The 22959-nt window shown below is 72.5% G+C and carries 16 protein-coding genes and 3 pseudogenes; 14 read left to right on the plus strand and 5 right to left on the minus strand.

What is annotated here, in order from left to right:
* The first annotated feature begins 6 nt into the window (after window positions 1-6).
* The 8 genes from BIV23_RS32390 to BIV23_RS32425 all read left to right on the plus strand — a co-directional run bounded on the left by BIV23_RS32390 (window position 7) and on the right by BIV23_RS32425 (window position 12824).
* Window positions 7-813, plus strand: a complete 807-nt coding sequence (locus tag BIV23_RS32390) for an ATP-binding cassette domain-containing protein (RefSeq protein WP_071384685.1) — start codon at window positions 7-9, stop codon at window positions 811-813.
* A 117-nt stretch (window positions 814-930) separates the two neighbouring features.
* On the plus strand, window positions 931-2076 hold the full coding sequence (locus tag BIV23_RS32395; RefSeq protein ID WP_071384554.1) for an ROK family glucokinase: 1146 nt from the start codon (window positions 931-933) through the stop codon (window positions 2074-2076).
* Window positions 2073-2654 (plus strand): sugar kinase, encoded by a 582-nt coding sequence (locus BIV23_RS32400; protein ID WP_071384555.1) that lies wholly within the window; start codon window positions 2073-2075, stop codon window positions 2652-2654. Before BIV23_RS32395 ends, BIV23_RS32400 begins: the two co-directional genes overlap by 4 nt.
* 137 nt (window positions 2655-2791) lie before the next feature.
* Window positions 2792-5647 carry a DEAD/DEAH box helicase gene (locus BIV23_RS32405; RefSeq protein ID WP_071384556.1) on the plus strand — a complete coding sequence of 952 codons (2856 nt, stop codon included), beginning with the start codon at window positions 2792-2794 and terminating at the stop codon, window positions 5645-5647.
* Window positions 5644-7836 carry an SWIM zinc finger family protein gene (locus BIV23_RS52470; protein ID WP_245790758.1) on the plus strand — a complete coding sequence of 731 codons (2193 nt, stop codon included), beginning with the start codon at window positions 5644-5646 and terminating at the stop codon, window positions 7834-7836. Before BIV23_RS32405 ends, BIV23_RS52470 begins: the two co-directional genes overlap by 4 nt.
* Window positions 7837-8120: 284 nt before the next feature.
* Complete coding sequence (locus BIV23_RS32415; RefSeq protein WP_071384557.1) at window positions 8121-8660, plus strand: hypothetical protein; 540 nt, start codon at window positions 8121-8123, stop codon at window positions 8658-8660.
* A 378-nt stretch (window positions 8661-9038) separates the two neighbouring features.
* Entirely contained in the window at window positions 9039-11552 is a 2514-nt protein-coding gene (locus BIV23_RS32420; RefSeq protein ID WP_245790759.1) for an MFS transporter, read from the plus strand.
* A gap of 510 nt (window positions 11553-12062) precedes the next feature.
* Window positions 12063-12824 carry a response regulator transcription factor gene (locus tag BIV23_RS32425; protein WP_071384559.1) on the plus strand — a complete coding sequence of 254 codons (762 nt, stop codon included), beginning with the start codon at window positions 12063-12065 and terminating at the stop codon, window positions 12822-12824.
* Window positions 12825-13036: 212 nt separating this feature from the next.
* Here the strand turns inward: BIV23_RS32425 and BIV23_RS32430 are convergent, their stop codons facing one another.
* Genes BIV23_RS32430 through BIV23_RS32440 form a run of 3 tightly spaced genes read right to left on the minus strand, consistent with a single transcriptional unit; the run spans window position 13037 to window position 16262 of the window.
* On the minus strand, window positions 13037-14311 hold the full coding sequence (locus tag BIV23_RS32430) for a COG4705 family protein (RefSeq protein ID WP_071384560.1): 1275 nt from the start codon (window positions 14309-14311) through the stop codon (window positions 13037-13039).
* A gap of 38 nt (window positions 14312-14349) precedes the next feature.
* Window positions 14350-15618: a sensor histidine kinase gene (locus BIV23_RS32435; RefSeq protein ID WP_071384561.1), complete on the minus strand. Its 1269-nt coding sequence runs from the start codon at window positions 15616-15618 to the stop codon at window positions 14350-14352.
* A complete protein-coding gene (locus tag BIV23_RS32440) occupies window positions 15609-16262 on the minus strand; it encodes a response regulator transcription factor (RefSeq protein ID WP_071384562.1) in 654 nt (217 codons plus the stop codon). Before BIV23_RS32440 ends, BIV23_RS32435 begins: the two co-directional genes overlap by 10 nt.
* A gap of 175 nt (window positions 16263-16437) precedes the next feature.
* On the opposite strand from BIV23_RS32440, the gene BIV23_RS32445 reads away from it, so the two are divergent.
* Window positions 16438-16776 carry a DUF1801 domain-containing protein gene (locus BIV23_RS32445; protein ID WP_071384563.1) on the plus strand — a complete coding sequence of 113 codons (339 nt, stop codon included), beginning with the start codon at window positions 16438-16440 and terminating at the stop codon, window positions 16774-16776.
* A gap of 404 nt (window positions 16777-17180) precedes the next feature.
* Window positions 17181-17507 (plus strand): annotated as a pseudogene (locus tag BIV23_RS47210) (transposase); the annotation flags it as partial.
* On the opposite strand, the pseudogene BIV23_RS32450 reads toward BIV23_RS47210, so the two are convergent.
* Window positions 17464-17706, minus strand: a pseudogene (locus BIV23_RS32450) (transposase family protein); the annotation flags it as partial. The pseudogenes BIV23_RS47210 and BIV23_RS32450 sit on opposite strands and share 44 nt — an antisense overlap.
* 17 nt (window positions 17707-17723) lie before the next feature.
* On the opposite strand from BIV23_RS32450, the gene BIV23_RS50700 reads away from it, so the two are divergent.
* Window positions 17724-17888, plus strand: coding sequence for a hypothetical protein (locus tag BIV23_RS50700; protein WP_177240114.1), 165 nt, complete (start codon window positions 17724-17726; stop codon window positions 17886-17888).
* Window positions 17889-18079: 191 nt separating this feature from the next.
* Window positions 18080-19765, plus strand: a complete 1686-nt coding sequence (locus tag BIV23_RS32455) for a ribonuclease J (protein WP_071384564.1) — start codon at window positions 18080-18082, stop codon at window positions 19763-19765.
* 506 nt (window positions 19766-20271) lie between these two features.
* Here BIV23_RS32455 and BIV23_RS32460 read toward each other — a convergent pair.
* Window positions 20272-20853 (minus strand): annotated as a pseudogene (locus BIV23_RS32460) (flavin reductase family protein); the annotation flags it as partial.
* Window positions 20854-20962: 109 nt separating this feature from the next.
* Between BIV23_RS32460 and BIV23_RS32465 the strand changes: the two are divergent.
* Together BIV23_RS32465 and pcaDC are read left to right on the plus strand one after the other, a co-directional pair.
* Window positions 20963-21637 carry a transposase gene (locus BIV23_RS32465; RefSeq protein WP_071384687.1) on the plus strand — a complete coding sequence of 225 codons (675 nt, stop codon included), beginning with the start codon at window positions 20963-20965 and terminating at the stop codon, window positions 21635-21637.
* Between the two features lie 32 nt (window positions 21638-21669).
* The gene (pcaDC, locus tag BIV23_RS32470; protein ID WP_071384565.1) at window positions 21670-22959 is read left to right on the plus strand and encodes a bifunctional 3-oxoadipate enol-lactonase/4-carboxymuconolactone decarboxylase PcaDC; all 1290 of its coding nucleotides are present in this window, start codon (window positions 21670-21672) and stop codon (window positions 22957-22959) included.

Consider the following 22959-nt stretch of genomic DNA (forward strand, 5'->3'; position numbering starts at 1 on the left):
GACGACATGACGGGCGGCACGGCGGCGGGGACCGCCGAGCGCACGGCTCTGGTCGAGCTGACCGACGTGGCCAAGCAGTACGGCAACGTACGCGCCCTGGAGGGCGTCTCGCTGGAGGTCCACGCGGGCGGTGTCACCTGCGTCCTCGGCGACAACGGCGCCGGCAAGTCGACCCTGATCAAGATCATCGCCGGCCTGCACGGCCACGACGCCGGGACGCTGCGCATCGAGGGCGAGGAGACCCGCCTGACCTCCCCGCGCGACGCCCTGGACCGCGGCATCGCCACGGTCTACCAGGACCTCGCCGTCGTCCCGCTGATGCCGGTCTGGCGCAACTTCTTCCTGGGCTCCGAGCCCCGCAGGGGCGCGGGCCCCTTCAGGCGCCTGGACACCGGCCTCATGCGCCGCACCACCCGCGAGGCCCTGCTCCGCCTGGGCATCGACCTCCGCGACGTCGACCAGCCCATCGGCACCCTCTCCGGCGGCGAACGCCAGTGCGTGGCGATCGCCCGGGCGGTCCACTTCGGCGCGAAGGTCCTGGTCCTGGACGAGCCGACCGCGGCACTGGGCGTGAAGCAGTCCGGTGTGGTCCTGAAATATGTGGCCGCGGCACGCGACGAGGGCCTGGGCGTCGTCCTGATCACCCACAACCCGCATCACGCGTACCTGGTGGGGGACAGGTTCGTCCTGCTCCGCCGGGGCACGATGGTGGGCAATTACACACGGGACGGGATCACCCTGGACGAACTCACGCAGCAGATGGCGGGAGGCTCCGACCTGGACGCTCTGGTCCACGAACTGCGGCGATCCTGAAGGGCGAGGGGAGCTGCGGGCCGCGCCACGACGCACCCGCACCCGGCCGGGCTCACGCGCCCCCGCCCCCTTCCCCGTACGGCACCCATACCTGCGGTGAGGCAGAATCGACGAACGATGAGCACCTATCGCGACCTCACCGCTCCCATCGGCTCCCGCCGAGCCCCCGTCCTGCGCACCGTGGGCACGAGGGAACGCCGCTCCCACCTGACCGCACCCCGGGTTCCCACGGTCGGCATCGACATCGGCGGCACCAAGGTCATGGCGGGCGTCGTGGACGCCGACGGCAACATCCTGGAGAAGGTCCGCACGGAGACCCCGGACAAGTCCAAGAGCCCCAAGGTCGTCGAAGACACCATCGTCGAACTGGTCCTGGACCTGTCCGACCGGCACGACGTGCACGCGGTCGGCATCGGCGCCGCCGGCTGGGTCGACGCCGACCGTAACCGCGTCCTGTTCGCCCCGCACCTGTCCTGGCGCAACGAGCCCCTGCGCGACCGCCTGAGCGGCCGCCTCTCGGTGCCGGTCCTGGTCGACAACGACGCCAACACCGCCGCCTGGGCGGAGTGGCGCTTCGGCGCCGGCCGCGGCGAGGACCACCTCGTCATGATCACGCTCGGCACCGGCATCGGCGGCGCCATCCTGGAGGACGGCCAGGTCAAGCGGGGCAAGTTCGGCGTCGCGGGTGAGTTCGGCCATATGCAGGTCGTGCCCGGCGGCCACCGCTGCCCGTGCGGCAACCGCGGCTGCTGGGAGCAGTACAGCTCCGGCAACGCCCTCGTCCGCGAGGCCAAGGAGCTGGCCGCCGCCGACTCCCCGGTGGCGTACGGGATCATCGAGCGCGTCAAGGGCAACATCGGCGACATCACCGGCCCGCTGATCACCGAGCTGGCCCGCGAGGGCGACGCGATGTGCATCGAGCTGCTCCAGGACATCGGCCAGTGGCTCGGCGTCGGCATCGCCAACCTCGCCGCCGCCCTCGACCCCTCCTGCTTCGTGATCGGCGGCGGTGTCTCCGCCGCCGACGACCTGCTCATCGGCCCGGCCCGGGACGCCTTCAAGCGCCACCTCACCGGCCGCGGCTACCGCCCCGAGGCCCGCATCACCCGCGCCCAGCTCGGCCCCGAGGCCGGCATGGTCGGCGCGGCCGACCTCGCCCGGCTGGTGGCCCGCCGGTTCCGCCGCGCCAAGCGCCGCCGCGTGGAGCGCTACGAGCGGTACGAGCGCTACACCCAGGCCCGCCGCGACCGGGACACCGCGTGACCGCGGCCCTGCCGCGCCAGGCGGCCCCGCCGGACGAGCCGCGCCGCCCCGCCGAGAACCCCGGGCACAAGGCCAGGCGACGTGCGCTCACCCTGCTCATCATCGGCCTGCTGATCGGCATCCCGGCCGGCTATCTGGTGATCTCCGCCAACCAGAGTCGCAACAGCGGCAAGGACAAGGAGGCGAAGTACGCGGCGACGGGGCTCACCCCCGGCCTGCCGTCGGCGCTGCAGCGACGCCTCTACCAGGTGCCGGTTCCTCACCCGGCCGACTCCCCCGCCTCCTACGAGACCAACAACTGGAAGACCAGCCGCCTCTACGTGCAGTTCCGCACCAACGACGCCGGTCTCGACGCCTTCCTGGAGTCGATGGGCACGCGCCGGGAGAAGCTGAGGAAGGGCGACATCGCCATCGCCGCCCGCGACCAGAAGGTCAGCGGCTGGCGCTTCACCGGCACCGGCCCCTGGTGGGGCCTCACCCATGCGCAGAAGAACCCGGCCCCCACCCAGGACGTGGTCGTGAACATGTCCGACCCGAAGAACCCGGTGGTGTACCTCGTCTCGCGCACGGTGCCGTAACGCCGGCCCCCGACCGGTGCCGACCGGTGTCCGGGGCCCGTTGTCAGACCCCGCCCGTAGAGTCGAAGGCGTCTGACGACGTCCGATGACGTCCGACGAGGTCTGTTCCGGTATGCGGGCGGGAGGTGGCAGGACAGATGAGCACGGGCACGGTCGCGGCGGCGGGTCGCACGGACGGTTCCGCGCGGGCCGAGGACCTGGTCCCGGTGCGCCTGGCGTCGGTCTATCTGCCCGCGCCCCTGCCGCGCCAGGGCCGCATCGCCTTCTGGGACCCCGACGGCGGCCCCGTGGCCGGCCCCGGCGACCCCGAGGAGCTCACCGTCGTACGGCGGCACGGTGCCGGTGTGCGCCGCCGGCAGGTCCCCGCGCTGACGCTGCCGCTCGCCGAGGCCCTGCCGCTGCTGGTCCGGGCCCGCCGGGACCCGGCCGCCCACCCGGCGACGGCCTGCTGGGGCGCTGCCGCGCTGCACGCGCTGCGGCTGGTCGCCCGCGGCCGGCTGCTGCCGGGCCTGACCCCCGGCGGGCACGACGCCTGGCGGGCCGGCCCGCTGGAGCCCGACGACATCGCCCATCTGCGCGCGGTGGCCGCGGCCCTGCCCCCGGAGGGCCACGCCGTGCCGCTCGCCGGCACCGGCCCGCTGCGGCTGCCCGAGCCCGAGGCCCTCGTCCGCTCCTTCCTGGACGCGGTCGCCGACACCCTGCCGCGCACCCCGGCCGCCCCGCACACCGCGGGCCGGCCCTTCGCCGCCCGCGAACCCGTGGCCCTGCCCCGGGCGCACGCCTGGGCGGCCGAGGTCGCCGCCGGCATGGACGCGGGGGTACGGATCTCGCTGCGCCTGGACCTGTCCGCGTACGACGTCTTCGACGCCGGTGCGAGCGACGGCGCGCGGGCCGCCGGAGCGGCGATCGTGCAGGTCCACAGCCTCGCCGACCCCACCCTGGTGGCCGACGCGGCGGCGCTGTGGGCGGGGGAGGCCGACGCGGCGTTCGGCCCCCGCGCGCGCGTGGACGCCGCCCTCGCCGTACGGCGCGCGGCCCGCGTGTGGGCGCCCCTGGACCGGCTCGCCGAGCAGGACGTGCCCGACGTGCTCGCCCTGTCCGAGGAGGAGCTGGGCGAACTGCTCGGCGTCGCCGCCTCCCGGCTGGCCGCCGCCGGGGTCGCCGTGCACTGGCCCCGGGACCTCGCCCGCGATCTCACGGCCACCGCGGAGGTCCGCCCGGCACCCGGCTCGGCGACCGACGGCACCGGCTTCTTCGAGAGCGAGGACCTGCTCCGGTTCCGCTGGCAGCTGGCGCTCGGCGGCGACCCGCTCAGCGAGGCCGAGATGGACGCCCTCGCCGAGGCCCACCGCCCGGTCGTCCGGCTGCGCGACCGCTGGGTCCTGGTCGATCCGGCACTGGTCCGCAAGGCCCGCAAGCGCGAACTGGGCCTGCTCGACCCGGTCGACGCCCTGTCCGTCGCACTCACCGGCACCGCCGAGGTCGACGGCGAGACCGTCGAAGCCGTGCCGACGGGTGCCCTGGCGGCGCTCCGCGCGCGTCTCACGGCGGGCCTGCACCCGGCCGACCCGCCCGCGGGGCTGGCCGCCACCCTCCGCGACTACCAACTGCGCGGCCTGGCCTGGCTCGACCTCATGACCTCCCTCGGTCTCGGCGGCTGCCTCGCCGACGACATGGGCCTCGGCAAGACGGTCACCCTCATCGCCCTGCACCTGAAGCGGGCCCGCACCGAGCCGACCCTCGTCGTCTGCCCCGCCTCCCTGCTCGGCAACTGGCAGCGGGAGATCACCCGGTTCGCACCCGGTGTCCCCGTCCGCCGCTTCCACGGCCAGGACCGCACCCTGGACGGCCTGGCGGGCGGCTTCGTCCTCACCACGTACGGCACGATGCGCTCGGCGGCCGAACAGCTCGCCGACCACCCCTGGGGCATGGTCGTCGCGGACGAGGCCCAGCATGTGAAGAACCCCTACTCGGCCACGGCCAAGGCGCTGCGCACCATCCCGGCCCCCGCGCGCGTGGCCCTCACCGGCACCCCGGTGGAGAACAACCTCTCCGAGCTGTGGGCCCTGCTCGACTGGACCACCCCCGGCCTCCTCGGCCCCCTGAAGTCCTTCCGCGCCCGTCACGCGCGCGCGGCGGAGAACGGCGCGGCCGAGGAGAACGGGGCGGCGGTCGAGCGTCTGGCCCGCCTGGTCCGCCCCTTCCTCCTGCGCCGCAGGAAGTCCGACCCGGGTATCGTCCCCGAGCTGCCGCCCAAGACCGAGACGGACCACCCGGTCCCGCTCACCCGCGAGCAGGCCGCGCTGTACGAGGCGGTGGTACGCGAGTCGCTGCTCGCCATCGAGACCGCGGAGGGCATCGCCCGCAGGGGCCTGGTCCTGAAGCTGCTGGGCGCCCTGAAGCAGATCTGCGACCACCCCGCGCTCTACCTGAAGGAGGAGTCGGGCGGGGGTCGCCCGGCGCACCGCTCCGGCAAACTCGCCCTGCTCGACGAGCTGTTGGACACCCTGCTCGCCGAGGACGGCTCGGCGCTGGTCTTCACCCAGTACGTCGGCATGGCCCGCCTCATCACCGCGCACCTGTCCGCCCGCGCGATCCCGGTGGACCTGCTGCACGGCGGCACCCCGGTCCCGGAACGGGAGCGCATGGTCGACCGCTTCCAGGACGGTGAGACCCCGGTCCTGGTGTTGTCCCTGAAGGCGGCGGGCACCGGCCTGAACCTCACCCGCGCGGGTCACGTCATCCACTTCGACCGCTGGTGGAATCCGGCGGTGGAGGAGCAGGCCACCGACCGCGCCTACCGGATCGGCCAGACCCAGCCCGTCCAGGTCCACCGCCTGGTCACCGAGGGCACGGTCGAGGACCGCATCGCCGAGATGCTCACCGCCAAGCGTGCCCTCGCCGATGCCGTCCTGGGCTCCGGCGAGGCGGCCCTGACCGAGCTGACCGACCGCGAACTGTCCGACCTCGTCTCTCTCCGGAGGACCCCATGAGCCTCCCCCCGCAGGACCCCACGGCGTCCCCCGCCCCCCGCCCCGCCGACGCGGCCCGCCAGGCCCTGCGGGCGGCCCGGCGACGTGCCGACGCCGCGCGCGAGGAGGTACGGGACGGGGAGCAGGCGACTCCTGCCGCCGCGGCCGCCGGGGCCACGGGCGAGCAGGCGCGAGAGCGGGAGGGGGCGGCCGGGGCCGAGGAGACTCCTGCCGGCATGGCTCACCGAGTGCTCAGGGAGGCACGGGAACGGTCGAAGGCAGAGCGCGCGTCGGATTCCGGGACGGCGGAGGAGGACTCCGCCGGCACAGCGGAGGCACCGGCGGGGCGGGGCGGCGCTGAGGCGTGGCCGGAGAGCGTGGCCGTACCCCGCCCTGCCACGGCCACGGACCCGGCTGACGCCACCATCCCGGTCCGGGACGAGACCCCCGCGACCCGGGCCCGCCCCGGCACTCCCGCCGCCGGCCGGCCCGCCGACATCGCCAGGGAAGCGCTGCGAGCCGCACGGCGGGAGGCGGTTCGGGCCCTGGCCGAGGCCGAGGCGGACGCGGCGGAACGAGGTGCCGCGCGGGCCAGGCGGACGGCGCAGCCCCGTCCCCGAGGCGGTGCGCCCGCACCCGGCGGCTCCGTCGCGGCCGAGCCCGGACCGGAGTCCCCGGCGATCCGGAGCAAGGCCGCCCAGGACATGCGGCACTACCTGGCCAACGCCTTCCGGATGCCCACCTGGTCCGACACCCCGGACGAGGAGACCCGGCCCTCGGACACCAGCGCCGGCGCCGGCGGCCACACCCACCCGGAGCCCTCGCCCACCGCCCCCGTATCCACTGCCGACGAGACCCACCCGTCACCCACCTCTGCCGCCGCCGACCCCGACCACCCCGCCACTGCCCCCGCCTCCGCGCGCCCGTACCTGCCCGCCACCATGGCCACCCCCCACCGGGACACCGAACTGCGGCGTACGTTCCCGGCGTTCGCGGCGCGTGCGGCTGCCGACGGGGTTGCGCCGTTCGCCGGGACCTGGTGGGGCAACGCGTGGGCCGACGCGCTGGAGCAGGGGGCGCTGGACGCCAAGCGACTGGCGCGGGGCCGGGGTTACGCCGACCAGGGGCACGTCGACGCGATCACCGTGACACCGGGGCTGGTGCTGGCGTACGTACGCGGCAGCCGGCCGCGGCCGTACCGCGTGCAGGTGCGGGTCCGGACGCTGGAGGACGAGGACTGGGAGCGTTTCCTGGACGCGGCCGCCGACCGGCCAGGGCACATCGCCGCGCTGCTCGACAGGGAGCTGCCCCAGTCCCTCGCCGACTGCGGTGCGCCGCTGCTGCCCGGGCCAGGTGACCTCGCCCCGCAGTGCAGCTGTCCCGACTCCGGGCACCCCTGCAAGCACGCCGCCGCGCTCTGTTACCAGACGGCCCGGCTGCTCGACGCCGACCCGTTCGTGCTGCTCCTGCTGCGCGGCCGGGGCGAGAAGGACCTGCTCGACGCGTTGTCCCGGCGCAGTGCGGCCCGCGCGGCCCGTGCCGCCCAGGAGCGGCAGGTCGACTCCCTGTCCGGCGTGCGCGCCACCGACGCCCTCGCGCCCCGCCGACTGCCGCCGCTGCCCCCGCCGTTGCCCGTGCCGCCCCATTGCGGGCAGCCACCGGTCTATCCCGCGGCCCCCGGCGGCCCGGACCCCTTCGCCCTGGACCAGCTCGCGACCGACGCCGCCGCCCGCGCGCACGCGCTGCTCGACACCGGCCGTGACCCGGTGGGGGAGCTGACCCTGTGGCAGGACGCGGTGCGCCTCGCCGCCGCCCGCCCCGGCTCCGGCCTCACGGCCGCCACCCGCACGCTGTACGCCACGCTCGCCACGGCCGTCGGCCGTACCGCGTCCGACCTCGCGCGGGCCGTCGCCGCCTGGCGGCAGGGCGCGTCCGCCGGGCTGGCCGCCCTGGAGGAGCCGTGGGATCCGCCGGCCGGCCGCTTCGACCGGGCCCGCCCGCTGCTGCTCGCCGCCGACCTCCCGGCGTTCCGCCCCTGGCGCAACCGCCTCACCCACCCGCAGGGCCACGCCCAGCTCCGCCTCGGCCGCGACGGACTGTGGTACGCCTACGAGTCCGAGCCCGGCCGCGACGACTGGTGGCCCCGCGGCACCCCGGACCTCGACCCGGTGGGCGCCATGACCGGCCTCGGCACCCCGGAGGGCCTCTAGTCCGTACCGCCGAGTCCTCCGGCAGGGGCGCGCGGGGCAGCCCCGCGGCCGTGGACCCTCGCCGCCGCCCTCCCTCATCGCCCCGGCACGTGTGGAGAGCGCCGCGGGAACTGTGGGGGTCCGGTGTGGTGGTCCGGGGTGGTGCGCGGGGGCCGAAGAGCCGGTGGCATCATGACCGGCCGGATCGACATCGGGTGGGCGGGGGAGACGTGACACCGGTGAGGGCGGGAAGAGCCCGGGCGGGAACCCGGAGCGAGCCGAGGACCAGGCTGGGCCGTGTCGGGATGGTGCTGTTCGGGGTGTTCGCAGGGGTGCTGTTCAGTGGCCTCGGCATCGGCGGCGCCGTGGGTCTCGCCGACGGCATGAAGTACTCCATGCGGATGTCCGGCACCCCGGGGCTGCTGCGGATCGAATACTGCGAGACCTCCGGCACCGGCAAACAGCGTCACACCGACTGCTACGGAGACTTCCGCTCCGACGATCACCGGGTCACGGACGCGTACGCCTCCATCGGTGAGTCGTTCACGGCGGGGACGGTCCTGCCGGTCCAGCGGGACGCGAGGGGCCATTGCTACCTTGTCGGGGTCGCTCCGACGGCCGGGAGGCTGGCCGGGATCTGTGTCGGCGTGGTGGCGTTCGTCGCCGGCCTGACCCTCCTGTGTGGCGCGTTCTCCACCGCGATGCCCCGGCTGGGCGGGCGGATCGGCGCGGCGTTGTGGTCCCCCGGGGCCGGCCGGCTGCTGAGGAGGCTGCTGCTGGCGTGCGGCATCGGTTTCGCCGTCTTCGGCGTGGCCGGCGTGATCGGATGGCTGGCCATGCCCTGAGGCCGGACATCCGATGACCGGGGACAGCCATTGATCGCACATACGGGTGATCGGACCTATGTGATAGAGCCTGGCCCGGCCAGGATCTACACTCAGTTGGTAGCCGCAAGCAACGGTACGTGAGTGAAGATCGGCACGGGCCGCCGGAGGCCGTGAGTGAGCAGCGCGCTCGCACGTCGATCGGGGATTGGTGCAGCGCCCCCACGGCGACCCGGCGACCCACAGGAACACGAGCCTCGGAGCCGGGAAGAGCCCGGGGGGCGAGGCGAGGCAAGGAGATTCGTACGCATGACCATGTCAGCGTCCCCGGCCCGCGGGGGAACCGCAGAGATATCCGCGTCGCCACCACCGGCCGGCAGAATGACGCACCGGCAGATCATGACGATCCTCAGCGGCCTGATGCTGGGGATGTTCCTCGCGGCTCTCGACCAGACCATCGTCAGCACCTCGATCCGCACGATCGCCGACGATCTGCACGGCCTCAGCTCGCAGGCGTGGGTCACGACCGCGTATCTGATCACCTCCACCATCAGTACGCCGCTGTACGGCAAGCTGTCCGACATCTACGGCCGCAAGCCGTTCTTCCTCGCGGCCATCTCGATCTTCATCGTCGGCTCGGCGGCCTGTTCGTTCGCCACCTCGATGACGGAGCTGGCGGCCTTCCGGGCCTTCCAGGGCATCGGCGCGGGCGGCCTGATGGCACTGGCGCTGGCGATCATCGGTGACATCGTCCCGCCCCGCGAGCGGGCCCGCTACCAGGGCTACATGCTCGCGATGTTCGGCTCCTCCAGCGTGCTCGGCCCGCTGATCGGCGGTTTCCTCGCGGGCCGCGGCAGCATCCTGGCCATCACGGGCTGGCGCTGGGTCTTCCTGGTCAACGTGCCGGTCGGCATCATCGCGCTGTTCGTCGTCGCCAAGGTGCTGAACCTCCCGCACACCCGCCGTGAACACCGCATCGACTGGTGGGGCGCGCTCACCATCGCCATCGGTGTCGTACCGCTGCTGCTCGTCGCCGAGCAGGGCCAGGACTGGGGCTGGGGCTCCACCAGGTCCCTCGTCTGCTACGGCGTCGGCGCGGTCGGTCTGATCGTGTGGGTCCTCGTCGAACGGGCGATGGGCGAGGAGGCCCTGATCCCGATGCGGCTGTTCCGCAGCGCCGTGTTCAGCAAGATGAGCCTGCTGTCCGTGCTCGTCGGCATGGGCATGTTCGGCGGCATGATGATGGTCCCGCTGTACCTCCAGATCGTGAAGGGGGTCAGCCCCACCAAGTCCGGCCTGCTGATGCTGCCGCTGATGGTCGGCATGATCGCCGGCACCATCGTGGTCGGCCGCATCATCCAGCAGACCGGCAAGTACAAGATCTTCCCCGTCATCGGCACCCTGCTGATCATCGCCGCGCTGCTGCTGTTCCACTACCGGGTGGAGTGGAACACCGCGCTGCCCGAGACCATGGCCTACATGGCGCTGTTCGGCATCGGTCTCGCCGGCTGCATGCAGATCCTGACCCTGGCCGTGCAGAACGCCGTGGAGCCCAAGGACATGGGCGTGGCGACCGCGTCGGCCACCTTCTTCCGGCAGATGGGCGGCACCGCCGGTACCGCGATCTTCCTCTCCGTGCTGTTCAGCACCGTCGGCGACAAGATCGGCTCCGCCTTCCGCTCCGCCGCGCAGACGCCCGCGTTCCAGGCCGCGCTGCACGACCCGGCCGTCCGCGCCGACCCCGCCAACGCGCCCGTGCTGGACATGCTCAAGCACCCCGCGGCGAGCGGCAGCGGCGGTTCGGGCGTGCTGAACGACTCCTCGTTCATCCAGCGGCTCGACCCGCGCCTGGCCGAGCCGTTCAAGGTCGGCTTCACCGACTCGATGCAGCTCGTGTTCCTCATCGCCGCCGGCGTGATGGTCCTGGGCTTCCTGGTCGCCGTGTGGACCAAGGAGGTTCCGCTGCGCAAGGTCTCCGGACTGGAGGCGCAGGCCGCCGAGGAGAACGGCGCCCCGGCCGTCGAGCAGGCCGCCGAGCCCGTCGCCGAGCTCGTCGCCGCAGAGCCCGCCGCCGGGCCCGCCGGTGACGACCGACCCACCGCCGTGTCGCCCGCCGACCGGTTCGCACCCGTACCGGGCGGCCCGTCGTACGTCGTCCGGGGCCATGTGCTGGACGGCGCCAACGCGCCGGTGGCGCAGGCCGTGATCACCGTGATCGACGTCGACGGACGGCAGCTCGGCCGCGCCGTCACCGGCCCCGACGGCGGCTACACGGTGTCCGTCACCGGCCCCGGCACCTATGTGCTGATCGCCGCCGCCGGTTCCCGCCAGCCGCAGGCCGTCACCGTGCTCGTCGGCGAGGAGCCGGTCGTCTGCGACCTCGCGCTCAGCGGCACCGTCGCCCTGTCCGGGGTCGTCCGCGACGCCGACGACGCCCGCCCGGTGCCCGCGGCGCTGCTGGTCGCCACCGACGTGCGCGGCGAGGTCGTGTCCTCCGGGACCACCGCCGAGGACGGCACGTTCACGCTCGCCGAACTGGTCCCGGGCAGCTACACGCTGGTCGTGAACGCGCCCGGACACCGCCCGGCCGCACTTCCCGTCGAGGTCACCGCGGGCGCCGGGGAGGTCCACGAGATCCGCCTGGAGTCGAGTGCGCGGCTGGGCGGGGTCGTCACCACCCCCGCCGGCACGCCGCTCGACGATGCCAAGGTCACGCTGCTGGACTCGGCCGGAAACGTGGTCGGCACCGCGGTCACCGGCACCGACGGGGTCTACGGGTTCACCGACCTGGACGGCGGCGAGTACACCGTCATCGCCAGCGGCTACGCCCCGGTCGCCACGTCCGTACGTCTGGACGGCAGCGGCGTGACCGACTTCGACCTGGAACTGTCCCACCAGGACGAGGCCCGCTAGGCGCTCCGCCGGAAGTGCCGCACGGCGCCGTCGGTCGTCCGCGGGGCCGTCGCGACGGGTCGCGCCCACGCGGCGGAGCCGCATATCGACACAGCCCCGCGCCCCTTCGGGGCGCTGCCGGACCGCACCGGACTTCGCCGGACCCGCTGAGCGACCCGCGGCACGCACACCGGGAGGGCCGGCCGGGCGACCACTGGGGTCGCCGGGCCGGCCCTCCGTGATCGGCGTGCGCGACGAAGGGGGCTGGGGCTTCCCTCTGGCGCGCCGCCCTCAACCGTTCCGGTTCAGGTACGGGAGAGATGACGGACAGGTATGTCCGATCGGCGGCTTGCGGGCAGGGGAATGTCGCCACGGCGGCATCGACTTCCGAGCGATGGAACTTCCGCCACGTGGGACTCCGGGAGGCCCGCGCCGCCCATCGGTCCCGGGGAAGCGCGTGGCCCCCGCGGTGGAGGAACTCCGCGACCTGTGAGCCCGCCTGCAGGGAAGCGACCTGCCTGCTCTGTTGCCATGGGCACGCCTGCCGCACCGGACCGCAGCCGTCTGCACATCCTGGTCGTCGAGGACGACGACACCATCGGACGCCACCTGGAAACCGGCCTGCGCGTCAACGGCTACGCCTCCGCATGGAGCCGCACCGGCGCCTCGGCCCTGGCGGAGACGGACCGCACCGCCTACGACGCCGTTCTCCTGGACCTCGGCCTGCCCGACCTCGACGGACTGGACCTCGCCCGCACCCTGCGCGCACGCTTTCCCGACCTGCTGATCGTCATCCTCACCGCTCGCACCGACGACATCGACGTCATCGCCGGCCTGGACGCAGGCGCCGACGACTACCTGGTCAAGCCCTTCAGCCTCACCGTCCTGCTGGCCCGCCTCCGCGCCCACCTGCGCCGCCAGACCGGCACGTCGCAGCCGCAGCCCTCACTACGGCTCGGCGACCTGGTCATCGACACCACGTCCCGCCGCTGCACCCTCCACGACACGGAGATCTCCTTGCGGCCGAAGGAATTCGACCTCCTCGCCCTGCTCGCCAGGAACCCCGGCATCGCTGTCTCGCGAGAAACGCTGATGGCACAGGTGTGGGACGAGAACTGGTTCGGCCCCACCAAGACCCTGGACGTCACCATGGCCGGCCTGCGCCGACGTCTCACCCAGGCCGCCGAGGAGTCCGCCCGCCCGTGCCGGTTGCCTCACATCACCACGCTCCGAGGGCACGGCTACCGCCTCGAGCGCTGCGGCTGGAGCGATGAGGCCGGGACGAAGAGTTGACTGGCCCTCGCCTGTCCGCGCAGCAGGGTCTGCACTCATCATCCGGCCGACGCCATCCGGTCAGCGACCGCCCACGAGAGTCTGCGGACGTGCCCGGGCCGCCTGCGCTGTCCGCGGCTCGCCGGCGTGTGCCAGGGCGGCGCGGTTCTCTGCGCAGCCCTGGCACACGGAGCCCGTCGGCCGGGTGGGCCGGCCGGGCGCTGTGCGGTCTGTCAGCCCATGTCCGTCAGGAGCGCGTTCAGTTCCTTCTCCTGCTGGGCAGGCGACATCGGCGGGTTCGAGTGATCGATGCCGAAGGTCTTGAGCACCTTGTCCATCTGGGCGTCGATGGAGGTCCAGCCGGTCTGGTCCAGCGGCTGCAGCGAGTCCTGGTCGGCGTCCCACAGGTCACGCAGCTTCTGGGCGGCCGTGTGGGCCCCGGCCGCGTTCCCCGAGCGTGCGTCCTGGAGCGAGGTGGAGGCGAGGGTCTTCAGCGCGGCGACCTTGGCGGGCGGGAACTTCTTCACCGCCTGTCCGGGAGCCATCTGGACGGCGGAGGTGGTGTCGGTCTCCGGCGCCGGGCCGACGTGCGGCTGGCCGTGGGCCCAGACCAGCAGGCCCGCGGTGGCGACGGCGAGCAGTCCGAAGCCGGCGAGCGCGGTGCGCTCCTTGCGCGGGTTGCTGGTGGCCGGTGCGGCGTGGGTCGCCTCGTGGGTCTCGGTCACGTCCGAGCGCGTCACCGTCAGGTAGATGACCGTCGCCAGAATCAGGCCGAGGAAGATCAGGCTGGTGGTGAACGTGCCCAGGTCGAGACCGGTCGGGTCGCCCGGGTTCTGGGCGACCTTGGGGGAGGCGAGCCAGTCGCCGATGTTCGCGCCCAGCGGGCGGGTCAGGATGTAGGCGAGCCAGAAGGACAGCACGGGGTTGGCGCCGAACTTCCACAGCAGCGTGATCGCCGCGATGAGGCCGAGCGGCAGCAGGACCGAGACTCCCGGGCTCCAGCCGGTGAGCTCGAGGGTCCAGTCGCCGGTCGCGGTGCCGAGCGCGAAGGTGACGAGAACGGCGAGCCAGTAGAACGACTCACGCGGCAGCGTCGTGACCGAGTGGATCGACAGCGTGCGCTCACGCGCCCACCACACGCCGAAGACCACCGCGAGCAGCACCGAGAAGACTGCGGAACTGATCCACAGCGGCACGTTCAGCTGGTCGGTCAGGATGTCGGTGTACAGGGTGCCCGTGACGCTGACAACGACCACGGTCAGCCAGTAGGGGAACGGAACGTACCGCTTCAGCCGCAGCTGGACGGCCAGAACCACCACGAACACCGCGGTGAAGATCCAGGCCGTGTTCACCAGGCCGACGCCCAGCTTCATGTTGATCCAGTCGGCGAAGCTCTCACCGACGGTCGTGCACAGGATCTTGATCACCCAGAACCAGACGGTGACCTCGGGAACCTTGTTGAGCATGAGACGCCCGCTGCGCGTGCGTGCTTCCGTTGTCGTTGTCATGCGGGGAGGTTTACGCGGGGAATCTGCACATAACCTGACTACGCGGTTGCGCGGGCGGCCGGGAGCGTCACCTCGACGTGACCGCGGCCGTCCGCGATCGCGCGGACCTCCGCACCGGCCGAGGCGGCGATGCGCCGGACCACCGGCAGCCCCAGCCCGTACCCGTCGCCGCCGCTCACCCCCGCTTCGAAGACCCGGTCGACGTCCGCGGGATCGAATCCGGGGCCGTCGTCCAGGACATCGACCACGATGGCCTCGCCCTGGAGGCGCGCAGTGATCCACACTCGGGACTTCGCATGCCGCAGGCCGTTGTCCAGCAAGGGCGACAGCAGCGACACGGCGACGTCGGCCGCAACGGCGACCTCGACCTTCGCGGGGAAGGCGACCTCGACCGCGCGGCCGGCGATCGCCTGCCGTGCGGCGGAGCGCAGATCGCACCGGGTCCCCTTGTCCGTCCGTGCGCGCGCGGCGCGCAGAAGCGTCGTGATCGCCGCATCGAGGCGGTCGACCTCGCTCAGCACCGCCTCCGTCGGCACCGGCCCGCCGGACAGCTGCGCCAGCTGTGCCTCGGCCCGCAGGACCGTGAGCGGTGTCCGCAGCTCGTGGGCGATCTCGTCGGTGAGCCGGCGCTCGTCCGCCAGCGCGTTGTCGACGCGCTCCAGAAGATGGTCCAGGGTCCGCCCCAGTTCCCCGAACTCGTCGCGGGGAACCCCGAGGTTGAAGCGGCGCCCGGGTTCGTGATGGCCCCAGTCGTCGGCGAGGGCGGCCATCTCGTGCACGACCCGCAGCGCGCGGTGTACCACGAGGTGTGCGACACCGCCGGCGAGGAGGATCGTGAGGCCGCCCAGTATCAGGGACAAGGCAAGGCTGCGCTGTTCGGATGTCTCGTAGGGCGTGAGGTCCACCCGGACGATCACCATGACGTGGTGGCCGTCGATCGGGACCTTCCGCGCGTACAGGAGGTAGTTGCCGACGGACGCGGTCTGCGACCGCTCCGAGTCCGCCAGCTCCTCGACGCGATCGACCACGCTCGGCGGTACGTTCCCGTCGATCAGGCGGCCGTCGGCATACACCCAGGCGACCTCGTCCAGCGCCTCGCTGCTGTTCTCCGTGAGCACGACACGGCCGCCCTTGGCGGTGACGTTCGCCGCGACCGCCTCGGCGCGGGTACGCGCCAGATCGTGCGCGTCGGTGTCCGTCACCCGGCTCAGCAGCACGTGCGAGACCACGACCAGGATCGCGACCACGGCGGTGGCGATCAGCACGGTGAGCGCGACGACTCTGCTGCGGAATCCCGTCACTGCCATCGGTAGCCCACGCCGCGGACGGTCGCCAGACGCTCGGCCACACCCAGCGGAGCGAGCTTGGTCCGCAGCCGGCGCACATAGGAGTCGAGGGTGTTGTCGCTGACCTGCGCCCCGTGCGGCCAGCCGGCGGCGATCAGGGCGTGGCGGCGTACCGCGTCGCCCTGCGAGGCGATCAGGCGGCCCAGCAGCCGGTACTCGGTCGGGGTCAGGCTCATGCTCACCGCATCGTAGGTCACCACGTGCTTCGCCGGATCGAGGACGACCTCGTGCGGTGCGGGCGCCACGGTGGCCCGGCGCAGCAGCGCTCGGACGCGGACCAGTAGTTCCGGGATGTCGAAGGGCTTGGTCAGGTAGTCGTCGGCGCCGGCCTCGAAGCCGCCCACCTTGTGATGCAGGCCGTCCAAGGCGGTGAGCATCAGCACCGGCGCATCCACGCCGCGAGCCCGCAGGGCCAGGCAGACGTCGCGGCCGTCGGCGTCCGGCAGTCCGAGATCCAGGACGACCAGGTGGGGCGCCGGTGCGAGCTGCCGCAGCAGGCTGTCGGCCGTGGCGGCGACGGAGACGGTGTGACCGTCGTGCTCCAGGGCGCGCCTGAGGACGCCGCGGACCGCCGCGTCGTCTTCGCACACCATGATGAAAGCCACGTGCTGACCCTAGATACTCCCGTCCCGGTTCTCCATCTTCCCTGGTCAGCCGCCTGACGGTCGGGAACGGTCCACTGGTGCCGCACGGCCCTGCCCTGCCATGAAGCCGCGACGGTCGTGCGCGAGGGGCCGAGCCTGCAGCAGCGGTGTTCGCGGGAGGACGACAATGGGTCGCATGGGCTCTGTGCAGGAGTACCTCGACTACATTGCGCCAGGTCACCGTCGGCTCTTCGACCGGGTGAGCGGGCTGATCCTGGAGGAATTCCCGCAGGCGAGCGTGGCGCTGTCCTACGGAATGCCCACCTACCGGGTCGAAAAGCGCAGGCTGCACATCGGTGTCTGGCAGCACGGCGTCTCGATCTACGGGTGGGGAACGGACCGCGATGGTGGCTTCAGCTCCCGCCATCCCGAGCTCATCAGCGGAAAGGCCACCATTCGGCTGCGGTCCACGGACATGGCGGCCGTCACCGACGATGAACTGCGCGCTCTCATCCGTGCCGCGCTGAAGCCCTGACCGGGGACCCGGCCCCGCACGCAGGCACAGCCAGGCGGCCCCTGGACGGCCCGACCGCGTTCCGCCCTCGCGGTTGAATGTGCGGTGACGTTCGTTGGTCTGACCGTTGGGGGTGCTCGCATCCTGGGAACAGGCTGCGGCAGCTTGCGCGCATCGGTGTCCTGCGGTTCCCCGCGTCAGGCCGGACCCGTACGACTCGGTTGGCGGCCTGAGCCACCGCCATCCAGACCACATCAGGCAATGCTGCCGGTGCCCTGGCCGTCCGGACGAATCCGGGAAGCCCGACACCCACGTTGACGAGGGCGAAGAGCCCCTGCCGTACACGGCTCGGCATCCGCCTCCTCGACGCCCCGGACGCGTGGCCGAACGCAACGCCCCGCAACTGCCAGCACGAGTGGGCCAGTGCCGCCACCCTACTGATCACGATGGGGGACAATCCCGAGCGACTGGGCACGGAGGCGTCGTTCGCTGCGTTGTGCGGGGTCAGCCCGGTCGAGTATGCGTCGGGCCGCCGGAGCTCGCGCCGGCTCAACCATGGCGGCGACCGCCAAGCCAACGCCGCACTGCACCGCATCGTGTTCACCCGCCTGCGCTACGACCCGCGCACGCAGGCGTACGTCGAACGCCGCACCCAGGAGGGCAGGACCCGGCGTGAGATCATCCGATGCCTCGAGCGATACGCCGCCCGGCCTGCTGGCCGAGGGTCCGGATGCGGGCATGCGCGGCGTTGACCGCGCGTTGACCTGTCGAGAGCCGGTCCCACCGGCCACGGAAGGGCACTCGCACCGTGCCGCCCGCGCCCCGATAGCCCTTGTCCGCCCAGCAGGCCAGGCCCGCCTCGGTGAGGGCGTCGATGATGCCGTGGGTTCGGGCGGCCTTGATGTCGTGCACAGAGCCGGGCAGGGTGGACGAGGCCCACAGCAGCTTGCCCCACATCGGTCCAGCCGGTGACCGCCGAGGTGCAGAGCTCGGACTCCTCCGCGGGGGCGGTCTACGTCGTACTGCACGACGTGGCAGACGAGAGCCGGGCCCGCGAACTCGCAGCCGCCCTGCACGCCGCCCTGTACGGAAACCTGGCGCCGCTCGCCCGCGCGATACCCACCGCATCCTGACCAGCCGCCTTCAGGACCCCGAGATCATCTCGTGGCGGCTTTTGAGCTCACCTTGGCTGGACCCCGCCTTGACCCCTCCCTGTCCGGCCGCCGGCGTCATCGGATCGTCCCCGGACACCCGTTGTGGTGCCCCGACCCTGTCGGGAGGAGGTAATGGATCACCTGTCCCGCTCTCCGGGTACCGTCAGGGTATGAGTCATCCGCACCCCGAGCTGAAAGCCGCCCCGCCCCTTCCCGAAGGGGGGCTGCGGGTCGTCGCCCTGGGCGGCCTGGGTGAGATCGGCCGCAACATGACCGTCTTCGAGCACGCGGGCAAGCTGCTCATCGTCGACTGCGGCGTGCTGTTCCCCGAGGAGATCCAGCCCGGTGTGGACGTGATCCTGCCGGACTTCACCTCGATCCGGGACCGGCTGGACGACATCGTGGCCGTGGTCCTCACCCACGGCCACGAGGACCACATCGGCGGCGTGCCGTACCTCCTGCGCGAACGGCGCGACATTCCCGTCGTCGGCTCCAAGCTGACGCTGGCGTTCCTGGAGGCCAAGCTCAAGGAACACGGCATCCGACCGCGCACGGTGCGGGTGCGGGAGGGCGACCGGCGTGGCTTCGGGCCCTTCGACTGCGAGTTCGTGGCGGTCAACCACTCCATCCCCGACAGCCTCGCGGTCGCGATCCGCACCCGGGCCGGGATGGTGCTGCACACCGGCGACTTCAAGATGGACCAGTTCCCTCTCGACGACCGCATCACCGACCTGCGCGCCTTCGCCCGCCTCGGCGAGGAGGGCGTGGACCTGTTCCTCACCGACTCCACCAACGCCGAAGTACCCGGCTTCACCACCTCCGAGCGAGAGCTGAACCCGGCGATCGAGCAGGTGATGCGCACCGCGCCGCGCCGGGTCATCGTCTCCAGCTTCGCCAGCCACGTGCACCGCATCCAGCAGGTCCTGGACGCCGCCCACCAGCACGGCCGCAAGGTCGCCTTCGTCGGCCGGTCGATGGTCCGCAACATGGGCATCGCCCGTGACCTGGGCTATCTGAAGGTCCCCTCCGGTCTGGTCGTGAGCACCAAGGAGCTGGAGAAGCTCCCGGACCACAAGATCACTCTGGTGTGCACCGGCTCCCAGGGCGAACCGATGGCCGCGCTGTCACGGATGGCCAACCGCGACCACATGATCCGCATCGGCAAGGACGACACCGTCCTGCTCGCCAGCTCCCTCATCCCCGGCAACGAGAACGCCATCTACCGGGTGATCAACGGACTCACCCGGTGGGGCGCCCACGTGGTCCACAAGGGCAACGCCAAGGTGCACGTCTCCGGGCACGCCAGCGCCGGCGAACTCGTCTACTGCTACAACATCGTCAAACCCCGCAACGTCATGCCCGTGCACGGCGAATGGCGCCACCTGCGGGCCAACGCCGACCTCGCCATCCGTACCGGTGTCGACCCGGACCGGGTCGTCATCGCCGAGGACGGCGTCGTCGTCGACCTGATCGACGGACGCGCGTCCATCACCGGCAAGGTCCCCGCCGGCAACGTCTACGTGGACGGCATGGAAGTCGGCGGCGCCACCGAGGCGTCTCTCAAGGACCGCCTCACCCTCGCCGCCGAAGGCGTGGTGACGGTGGTGGCGATCGTCGACGCGGACACCGGCGCCCTCGCCGAGGCCCCCGACTTTCTGGCCCGGGGCTTCGTCCACGACGACGCCACCTTCGAGTCGGTCATCCCTGTCATCGAGAAGACCCTGGCCACCGCAGCCGAGGAAGGCGTCGGGGACGCGCGCCAACTCGAACAGCTCCTCGCCCGCGCCGTGGCGAACTGGGCGTTCCGCACCCACCGCCGCAAGCCCCTCATCATCCCCGTCATCATCGACGCCTGAGCCACACCCGGGCAGGCGTCCGGGGGCGGACGCCGATGTGCACGAGGTGAAACCCGGCGACGAGTCGGTCCTGATGTCCAGCCTCATCACCGGCCCACCGGCCCACCGGCCCACCGGCCCACCGGCCCACCGGCCCACCGGGTCGGCCCCGGCGGCCCGGTGGCGAGCGCTGCGCCGGGCATCCCGCAGCACCTCCAGCAGTTCACCTGCCGCCCGAGCAGCAACATGACGGCCACGGGCAGCAGAAACGCGGACAGCCCGGTGTACCGGCCAAAGGAGGAGAGAAGGTCCGTCAGACATGACGCTCATGTGACGCTCCGGCCGCCTCACAGCCCGCGCCCAAGGCAGGAAAACCCCATGTGACCTGCAGATTCTCCTCCCGTCCACACACCTTGTGACGTGTTTTCGATGACGCATCACGTGGAGTGCGTGGCGATTCTGGAGCCTGCGGACAAGGGCGCCTGACCTCGGGTGCGTGAGCCAGGGCGATGGCGGTCGAGGTGCTCCTACCGTTCGATGTCGCAAGGGCCCGCCGCGGCGGACACACAGGTCTGGACGAGGACGCCCGGCTCGGCCTCGGTGATCTCGCCGGTGCGCAGGTCGCGGACGGCGCCCGCCTTGAGCGGCGTGACGCAGCCGAAGCAGATGCCCATGCGGCACCCGGAGGGCATGAGCACGCCGGCCTCTTCGCCGATGTCCAGCAACGGCGTGGCGCCGTCCGCGTCGACGCTCTTGCCGGTGGCGCGGGACGTGACCTCGCCGCCGCATCCGTCGCCGGCGACGACGTCGCCGGGGCGGAAGCGTTCGGTGTGCAGGCGTTCTTGGACGCCGTGCCCGCTCCCGTGCTCTTCGGCGGCGTCGAGCGGGCCCGCGGGCCCGCAGGCCCAGGTCTCGCGCTCGGCCCAGTCGGGCACGAGTTCGTCGAGACGGGCGATGTCGAGCATGCCGTCTGTGTCGGTGTGCACCTCGAGGAGCCGCAGCTTCTTGTCCGCGACCAGGTCGTGCAGTTCGTTGCGGAAGATCACGTCCTGCGGCCGTGGCACGCAGTGGACCATGACGACGTCGTCGAACTCGATGTCGCGCCGACGGCGAGGCACGTCGGACCCGCTCGATGCCGAGAACGCGGCCCGGGCGGTGCTGAGCGGGCGGGCGCGTGCCCAGGCGAAGACGGGCGATGGGCCGGTGGAGATCGCCCGGATGTACAAGCCGGCCGAGGACTCGGCGGTCAAGGCCCGTACCCAGGCGATCAACCAGCTCAAGGCCGTCCTCATCCGTGCCGATCCGCAGCTGAGGGAGGAACTGGCCGGGCTGGGCAACGCCGAGCTCTTCCGCACCTGCGCAGGGCTCGTCGACGACAGCCTGAACCGCGAGGCCGACGAAGGGGCGGTGCTCCACGCCACCCACGTCATCCTGGGTCTCCTGGCCCGGCGCATCAGGCAGCTCAGCGACGCGGTCCAGGACCTGGAAGGCCGCCTGACCCGACTGGTGGAATGCCACGCTCCGCAGCTGCTTGAGGCAGTGGGCATCGGTCCGGACACGGCCGTCACTTTGCTGATCAGGATCGGGGACAACCCGGAACGCCTGGGCAGTGAGGCGTCCTTCGCGGCGCTGTGCGGGGTCAGCCCGGTCGAGCGTTCCTCGGGCAGCCGGCAGTACCGTCGCCTCAACCGCGGCGGCGACCGGCAAGCGAACGCGGCCCTGCACCGGATCGTGCAGACCCGCCTGCGCGTCGACCCGCGTACCCAGGAGTACTGCGAACGCCGCAGCAAGGAGGGCAAGACCCGGCGCGAGACAGTCCGAAGTCTCAGGCGCTACGCGGCCCGGGAGGTCTTCCACCTGGTCAGACCTGTGCAGCCGCAACCCTCGTCATAGGGGCAGACGTGAGACGTGAGAGGGTCTGGGGCGTGAGTGAGACACCACCGAACACCCTGCAATACCGCTTTGACGGGCCAGAAGACGCTCCGGTCCTGATCCTGGGTCCCTCACTGGGTACCACATGGCACATGTGGGACCGGCAGGTGCCGGAGCTGGCCAAGCAGTGGCGGGTCTTCCGTTTCGACCTGCCCGGACACGGCGGTGCCCCGGCTCACCCGGCGGGTTCCGTCGCCGAGCTGACCGGCCGGTTGCTCGCCACGCTGGACGCGGTGGGTGTGCAGCGGTTCGGGTACGCGGGCTGTGCGCTGGGCGGTGCGATCGGGCTGGAGCTGGCGCTGCGCCACCCGGAGCGGCTCGCCTCGCTGGCGCTGGTCGCCGCCTCGCCCCGGTTCGGGACCGCCGACGAGTTCCGCCAACGGGGCGTGATCGTCCGGACCAACGGGCTCGACCCGATCGCCCGGACCTCCCCGGACCGCTGGTTCACCGGCTCCTTCGCCGCCGCCCAGCCCGCGATCACCGAGTGGGCCGTGCAGATGGTCCGCACCACCGACCCCGGCTGCTACATCGCCGCCTGCGAGGCCCTGGCCGCCTTCGACGTCCGTGCCGAGCTGGGCCGGGCCGCGGCGCCGACCCTCGTGCTGGTCGGCGCCGACGACGGTGTCACCGGGCCGGCCGAGGCCCGCACCCTGGTCGCCGGCATACGGGACGCCCGGCTCGCGGTCGTCCCCGGCGCCTCCCACCTGGTCCCCGTCGAGCAGCCGGCCGCCGTCACCGACCTGCTGGTCCACCACTTCTCCACCGCCTGGCAGCAGCCGTACGACACCGGGCAGACGGCCCTGCCGAGCCTCGCCGCCCTGCCCGTCCCCCTCGCGCCGCCGCCGGTCGTCCCGGTCGCCGAGATCGCGCCGGCCCCCGTACCGGCCGCGCTGCCCGAGCCGCCCGACCGGTACGAGACCGGGCTGAAGATCCGCCGCGAGGTGCTCGGCGACGCGCACGTGGACCGGGCGCTGACCGCGTCCGACGCGTTCTCCGGGGACTTCCAGGACTTCCTCACCCGCGTCACCTGGGGCGAGGTCTGGGACCGGCCGGGCCTGGACCGCCGTACCCGCAGCTGCATCACGCTGACCGCGCTGGTCGCGGGCGGCCACCTGGAGGATCTCGCCTCCCACACCCGGGCGGCCCTGCGCAACGGCCTCACCCCGGACGAGATCAAGGAGGTGCTGCTGCACACGGCCGTGTACTGCGGGGTGCCGGCCGCGCATCGCGCCTTCCGGGTGGCCCAGGGCGTCATCGCGGAGGAGACCACGCCCGACGCGTGA

Source organism: Streptomyces monashensis, from assembly GCF_001866665.1.
GTDB lineage: Bacteria > Actinomycetota > Actinomycetes > Streptomycetales > Streptomycetaceae > Streptomyces > Streptomyces monashensis.

Excerpts from the sequence above, each read along its gene's own strand:
- BIV23_RS32425 (WP_071384559.1), top strand. The coding sequence starts at position 12,063 with ATGGGCACGCCTGCCGCACCGGACCGCAGCCGTCTGCACATCCTGGTC.
- BIV23_RS32395 (WP_071384554.1), top strand. The coding sequence starts at position 931 with ATGAGCACCTATCGCGACCTCACCGCTCCCATCGGCTCCCGCCGAGCC.
- BIV23_RS32445 (WP_071384563.1), top strand. The coding sequence starts at position 16,438 with ATGGGCTCTGTGCAGGAGTACCTCGACTACATTGCGCCAGGTCACCGT.
- BIV23_RS32465 (WP_071384687.1), top strand. The coding sequence starts at position 20,963 with ATGTACAAGCCGGCCGAGGACTCGGCGGTCAAGGCCCGTACCCAGGCG.
- BIV23_RS32390 (WP_071384685.1), top strand. The coding sequence starts at position 7 with ATGACGGGCGGCACGGCGGCGGGGACCGCCGAGCGCACGGCTCTGGTC.
- BIV23_RS52470 (WP_245790758.1), top strand. The coding sequence starts at position 5,644 with ATGAGCCTCCCCCCGCAGGACCCCACGGCGTCCCCCGCCCCCCGCCCC.
- BIV23_RS32455 (WP_071384564.1), top strand. The coding sequence starts at position 18,080 with ATGAGTCATCCGCACCCCGAGCTGAAAGCCGCCCCGCCCCTTCCCGAA.
- BIV23_RS32435 (WP_071384561.1), bottom strand. The coding sequence starts at position 15,618 with ATGGCAGTGACGGGATTCCGCAGCAGAGTCGTCGCGCTCACCGTGCTG.
- BIV23_RS32405 (WP_071384556.1), top strand. The coding sequence starts at position 2,792 with ATGAGCACGGGCACGGTCGCGGCGGCGGGTCGCACGGACGGTTCCGCG.
- BIV23_RS32430 (WP_071384560.1), bottom strand. The coding sequence starts at position 14,311 with ATGACAACGACAACGGAAGCACGCACGCGCAGCGGGCGTCTCATGCTC.
- BIV23_RS32420 (WP_245790759.1), top strand. The coding sequence starts at position 9,039 with ATGACGATCCTCAGCGGCCTGATGCTGGGGATGTTCCTCGCGGCTCTC.
- BIV23_RS32415 (WP_071384557.1), top strand. The coding sequence starts at position 8,121 with ATGGTGCTGTTCGGGGTGTTCGCAGGGGTGCTGTTCAGTGGCCTCGGC.